Source organism: uncultured Clostridium sp. (assembly GCF_947072515.1).
Classification (GTDB): Bacteria; Bacillota; Clostridia; order Clostridiales; family Clostridiaceae; genus Clostridium.
The window spans coordinates 1-5,729 of the sequence record NZ_CAMTIG010000108.1 but is presented as its reverse complement, the minus strand read 5'-3'; the positions used below and the strand labels follow the sequence as shown (position 1 = coordinate 5,729).

Annotated in this window: 7 protein-coding genes; all 7 read right to left on the bottom strand. The window is 27.9% G+C overall.

Annotated elements, in window-relative coordinates:
• Nucleotides 1-1,811, bottom strand: a 1,811-nt coding sequence (locus Q0W06_RS19105) for an SH3 domain-containing protein (protein ID WP_297639637.1), incomplete at its 3' end; no start/stop codon positions are given.
• A gap of 264 nt (nucleotides 1,812-2,075) precedes the next feature.
• On the bottom strand, nucleotides 2,076-2,555 hold the full coding sequence (locus Q0W06_RS19100) for a pyridoxamine 5'-phosphate oxidase family protein (protein ID WP_297639635.1): 480 nt from the start codon (nucleotides 2,553-2,555) through the stop codon (nucleotides 2,076-2,078).
• 101 nt (nucleotides 2,556-2,656) lie between these two features.
• The gene (locus tag Q0W06_RS19095; RefSeq protein ID WP_297639633.1) at nucleotides 2,657-3,031 is read right to left on the bottom strand and encodes a hypothetical protein; all 375 of its coding nucleotides are present in this window, start codon (nucleotides 3,029-3,031) and stop codon (nucleotides 2,657-2,659) included.
• 92 nt (nucleotides 3,032-3,123) lie between these two features.
• Nucleotides 3,124-3,717: an Ltp family lipoprotein gene (locus Q0W06_RS19090; RefSeq protein WP_297639631.1), complete on the bottom strand. Its 594-nt coding sequence runs from the start codon at nucleotides 3,715-3,717 to the stop codon at nucleotides 3,124-3,126.
• 83 nt (nucleotides 3,718-3,800) lie between these two features.
• Nucleotides 3,801-4,094 (bottom strand): hypothetical protein, encoded by a 294-nt coding sequence (locus Q0W06_RS19085; protein ID WP_297639628.1) that lies wholly within the window; start codon nucleotides 4,092-4,094, stop codon nucleotides 3,801-3,803.
• Nucleotides 4,095-4,142: 48 nt separating this feature from the next.
• On the bottom strand, nucleotides 4,143-4,493 hold the full coding sequence (locus Q0W06_RS19080; RefSeq protein WP_297639624.1) for a hypothetical protein: 351 nt from the start codon (nucleotides 4,491-4,493) through the stop codon (nucleotides 4,143-4,145).
• 118 nt (nucleotides 4,494-4,611) lie between these two features.
• On the bottom strand, nucleotides 4,612-5,729 hold a 1,118-nt coding region (locus Q0W06_RS19075), incomplete at its 5' end, for a protein kinase (RefSeq protein WP_297639621.1).

Here is a 5,729-nt window from a genome sequence, read left to right as displayed (position 1 = left end):
GTAGGTTTTGTTTCTGGTTTTACTACCGGTTTAGTAACTTGAGATATTATTGTAATATATCTAGTATTACCTTTTACTGTTGTTTCAACTTTATTGGCTCCAATTATAGTGTTATATCCAGTAGGAGCAGTTGTTAATTCTCCACCTGTTATAGTACTAACTGGATAATCTTGAGTTTGTCCTCCAGTTAAGTTAACTCCATTAAATTCGCCTGTACTATTTATACAGAATATAGAACCATCTCCATTTATCTCTTGCCCATCACACATAACTTTAGCTGTTACTACAGTATTAGTTATTTTTTCTGCTACTGGTTTAGAAGTACTATGAGTTGGTTCAGTAGGTTTAACTACTGGAGTTGGAGTAACATGTGTTGGTTCATTTGCTTTATCTACTTTTAAAAGTCCAATAACTTTAATAGTTCTTACACTATCTTTTACAGATATAACTGTACTAGTAGTTCTTCCATAAGTATATCCATTTGGAGCTATAGTTAAATTAGCACCTGTTATATCACCTGAATTAAATTCTTTAACTAATTCTTTATTTGTAGAATTAAAGTTTTGTCCTTCATATTCACCAGTACCTAAAATACAATATGTTGCATTAGGAACTTGTTTTCCACCACATAAAGTTTGAACTTCAAGAATTGTTTTAGTAACTTTTTGTTGTTCTGGTTTAGTAGTAGTTGTTGTTCCACCTGTAACTACATCTGGTTTAACTATTGGTTTTATATCATTAGGATGCTCTATTGGTTTAGTGCTATTACTTGGTTTCACAGTTGTACTATTTGTATTTGATGCTGTAGCTTTTGTAGTTGTATGATTTATTGATTTCATTGGATTAACAACTGGTGTTGTATTAATCATACCTAAATTAATATAATTACTAGCTACCCATCCAGTTACTTTTCCTACTGCTACTTTATACCAATTCCCACTTTTAGCTAGTACTTGAACTTTTTCATTTTTAACTAAATGTCCAACAACTGAATTTGATGTTCCTGCACCACTTCTAAGATTTAAGTATCCTTTAGAAATATTTACATATCCATTTTTAGGCGTACTATAATTTACTATTTGACTATTATTAGTATTCATATTATTTGATGTAATTGTATTAGTATTTTTTACTGGTGTTGCTTGTACTTGGTTATTAGTAATAGTATTTGAAGATACAGTATTACTTACAACATTACTATTTGAAGTATTTTCATTTGAAGTTTGTTGGCTAGATGATGTAGTCATAGTATTAGTAGCACTTGTTGCAACTGGTGTACTAACCTCTCCTTGTCCTACAAAATCATCATAAACAAATCCAGTTTGTCCATTAATATTAACTTGGAACCATTCTCCTTCTTGTCCAGTTACTTGAATATTAGTATCTTCTTTAAGTGTAGTTAAAAGTCCTGAATGAACATCTGGTTGCTGTCTTACATTTAAAACTGTAGTTACATGAATAACATGCTCAGTTTCATTTAATTTAACTAATTGATTATTTTCCCCACTTTTAACTAAAGTTAAATCAGATTTTGGAATTGATCCTGTAACTCCATATTGAGTTATTACATTGTAATTGTTTTTATTTTCTCCTGTTATAACAACCATGTCATATTGATTAGCAGTACCATTTGATAATTGAACTGTAGTATTTACAACAGCTTTCTGAATAGAGCTATTGTTTGAATCTACACTATAGGTATGCTCATTATTAAAAGTTCTAGCATGAGAAATTATTGCTGGTGATACACCTATAACTGATGCAACAACCCCTGCTGAAATAAGTATTTTGGCGACTTTATTTTTTATCATTTTATCTAACTCCTTCTTTTATATATATAGGTAAATTATATACTAGTCGGTAATGTCAAACAATAACCCTAAAAATTTACAAAGATATATAAGTCAAACATATTATTCACTACTTGAAATTCAATAAATAACATCAAATAGTATTAAATTAATAATAATTCGACTTTGCCCTGTCAATGCATTAGTCTTATTTGTTTTCACTCATTATATTTATACATAAAAAAAATCAGCACCTTTTTGTACTGATTTTCTCTTAAATTTTAATTAATCTATATATCCTTTTCCTGTAAGATGCTCTATTTCAATTTTGAAAATTTTAATAGCATCTTTAGCTCTATCAATATATTCTTGTCCAGCTTTTTCAAAGCCTTTTGAATATTTATTTATCATTTCTACAAGCGCTTTCTCTTTTTCCATATCAAACATTTCAAATGCACGCCCATGAACTACGATACTTTTATACTCACTATCAAGCTTATCTGCAAGAACTTTATGGTATCCTACAACTGTAAATGCAACCTTATTATTTTTTTCTATACTATCTGTTTTGTGTCCTGTTTTGGCACAATGGAAATAAATTGCTCCATCCATATAGACATAATTTAAAGGCACAGCATGTGGATATCCATTATCTCCTATAAGGGCAATAACCCCATACTCTCCATTTTTTAATATTTCTTTTGCTTCATCACTACTTAAAGCTAACTTGTGCTTTCTAAGTGCTCTAAATTCTACTGTTTCCATATTTCACCTATTCCTTTGTTATTTTATAGAATCAATTTTAACATAAATTCTATACTCGAACAAAAATGCTTAAATAGTTTTATAATTATTTAAAACAAAAATTAAATCAACCATTTAAAAATTTTACTTCTATATGATATCTCTTTAACTATTCTTTTCATTCTTTCATTTCCATATTTCTTCTCTACATTAAACAAAATAAATACCATAATCAAAAGCATCCATATTGTTCCTTGAATATATTGATTCATATTGATTATACCTACCATATTGCTAAAGGTTAATCCTAATACAATAATGGTAGTTGCACCTATTACGTAACTATAGTGTCTTTTGTACTTTAGATATTCTAAAATTTCTTCTTTATTCTCGAAAATATCTAATTTTATTCCTCTTCTATCCTGACGATAATCATATATCCCAATAGAAGCTATAACTACTGTTAGAACTATTGCTACTATATTAAACCAATTCATTTATAATCAACTCCACTTCTTAATATAATACTTAACCTTTTAGACTTTATATCTTAATTATACTTGAAGTTAGAATACAATCTATACTAATTTTATTTACTTAAATGATCTATTGCATATTTAGCTTGTGCATCTGTAAATTTTTCTCCATTCTCTGAAGTTAACTGATCGTATATTGCATTTGGAGACATTGCCATTGTTTTTTGATATATTTCTGCTTTTTTTAATGCTAGTTCATTATAATCAAGCTTTACATTGTCTACTGCATACTTAGCTGCTTCTTTAGAAAACTTTTCTCCATATTCAGATGTTAATTGATCATATATTCCTGCTTTAGACATATTCATAGTTTCCCCATAAACCTTAGCTTTTGCTAAAGCTGATTTATATTCAATTGAAACCTTTGAACTAGAATCTGATTTTGTTTCTTCACTTGTATCCTTTTTATCAGTATCTGTTTTTTTATCATTTGGTTGTGTAGCCTCTGTCTTATTTTCTTTTCTTCCTTCAGCCACATTTTCATTTCCTTTTTTCGCCTCCACTGCTGGCTTATCTAAATTTCCTGATACATCTAATTCTTTTCCTTCTCCTTGACTTGCTACTGCTCCTATTATTACTACTGTTACTATTCCTAATCCTATTTTCTTTCCTGTTGATAATCCTTTTATTTTTGTAATTAAACTCATTTTTTTTATTAACCCCTTTATTTTTCTTTTATACTGATTGTCTCTTTTTTATTCACTTATTTTTATAGATTTATATTTTGCCGTTATTTCTCTTTTATTTTAACTTTTACTTTTTCTCTTATTTCAATTTCCAAATTTGCTTTTTCATTATATGGAACTATCAGTATTATTTCTTTATTAAAGTTATTTTCATATATCCATTCTATTTCTCTTTTAATTTTTTCTTTTCTATTTCCTAAACAGATTGTTTCATTATCTAATATTGCTATGATTTTATTTTCTTCATCTATTTTTAGATTTTCTTTTTCTAGAGTTTCCTCTATTAATTTTTTTAAATCAAATTCTTCTTTTTCACATTGTAGGTCTACTCTCCTCATTTCTCACCTTTTTTTAAATAGGCTACTTTTTATGTAGCCTATTTTTTCTTATGCCATCATTTTTATTTTTCTTATTTTCGAGTATCCTATGAATCCTAAAACTATCATTGGCACTACAAATGGTGCATACATTATAAATGCTGCTGCACTTACACAAAATAATATTGCTCCTGTTAATGCAAATCCCGCTTTGTTTATGAATGCTCCAATTAACATAAATATACTTCCTAGTATCACTAATATCATATGTGGCATTACTAATGCACTTGCTATTGCTCCACCTACCATTTCTGCTCCATTAGTTGAATCCATTGCACCTCCAAAATAAGCTATTAAATAGATACTGTATAATGCCCCTAAGACTCCACTTATTATTGCTGTTTTACTTTTATTATTCATTTTTTATTCCCCCTATTTTTTTTTAATTTTCTTTACAAACTTATTATAGCTTTTTTGTTTTTCCTTTTTGTCCTCTGTTAGAAGACAAAGAAAAAAAGATGAAGAAAATTTCTTCATCTTAATTTGTTGTTGGCATAAACATTCCTATGATTAATGTTACTATAAACCATATTAAAACTCTTATTACCACATTATATTTTTTTATATTTAGTCTTTTAAATACTTTATTTAAATAACTTATGTCCCCAAATACTGTTGTTGGAAGTACATATAAATATATTGCAACCACTATATCCTCTAAGCTTTTACCCGTTATTCCAATTGTCATTCCGACAGTTACAAATAAATAATACATACTCGCAAGTATTATTTTTAATTTTTTTCTACTTCTAAAACCTACTATTATTCCCTTACTTTTCTTTTCTTCTTTTTCAAATTTTAAATCTTTTATCCAGTCCTCTTCTATATGCTCTTCTACAACCTCTTCCTCAATCTCTCTTTTCAAATTTTCTTTTACATTAGATTTCTCATCTATATTTTTTACCGCTTTTCTAAATTCCTCTATATCCTTATATCTTTTCTCTCTATCAATTTCTGTTGCTTTTTTTATTATCTCTTTAAACTTACCTTCTGCAATTTCCTCTGTTGGATATTTTTTTATTAATAAATAATTTAATAATACACCCATACTATATATATCTGTTCTATTATCTGTTTCTGCAAAGCCAAACTGCTCTGGTGATGCATAACCTCTTGTACCAAGAAGCCTTGTATCCTTTTCTTTATCTAAATTTACTATCCGTCCTGCATCAAAATCTATTAATTTAATTATATTATCATTATTTATTATTATATTCTCAGGCTTTATATCCCTATGTATTATTGGATTTTCTAAGGAATGTAATCCTTCTAAAGCACTACAAATACCTTCAATTATCTTAATTATCTCATCTTCATTTAAATCTCTATTCTCTATAATACAGCTTAAATTTTCTCCATTTATAAACTCTTCTATTACATATAGCTTGTCCTCTATTATAAAAATCTCTTTTATCTTTGCCCTATTTTTATTTTCTAAGCTCTCTAAGATCTTATATACTTTATAGCAATCCTTATCTAGTATCTTCTTTATATAAATTTTTTCATCAATCTCGTTTACAACTAAAAATATCTTTCCCTTTACAACCTCTCTAAGTTCCCTATACATCTGAAGTTTATACGCATCTCTATCTATCT

Coding starts and splice junctions, on each gene's coding strand:
- Q0W06_RS19095 (WP_297639633.1), bottom strand. CDS start 3,031: ATGAATTGGTTTAATATAGTAGCAATAGTTCTAACAGTAGTTATAGCT.
- Q0W06_RS19100 (WP_297639635.1), bottom strand. CDS start 2,555: ATGGAAACAGTAGAATTTAGAGCACTTAGAAAGCACAAGTTAGCTTTA.
- Q0W06_RS19080 (WP_297639624.1), bottom strand. CDS start 4,493: ATGAATAATAAAAGTAAAACAGCAATAATAAGTGGAGTCTTAGGGGCA.
- Q0W06_RS19085 (WP_297639628.1), bottom strand. CDS start 4,094: ATGAGGAGAGTAGACCTACAATGTGAAAAAGAAGAATTTGATTTAAAA.
- Q0W06_RS19090 (WP_297639631.1), bottom strand. CDS start 3,717: ATGAGTTTAATTACAAAAATAAAAGGATTATCAACAGGAAAGAAAATA.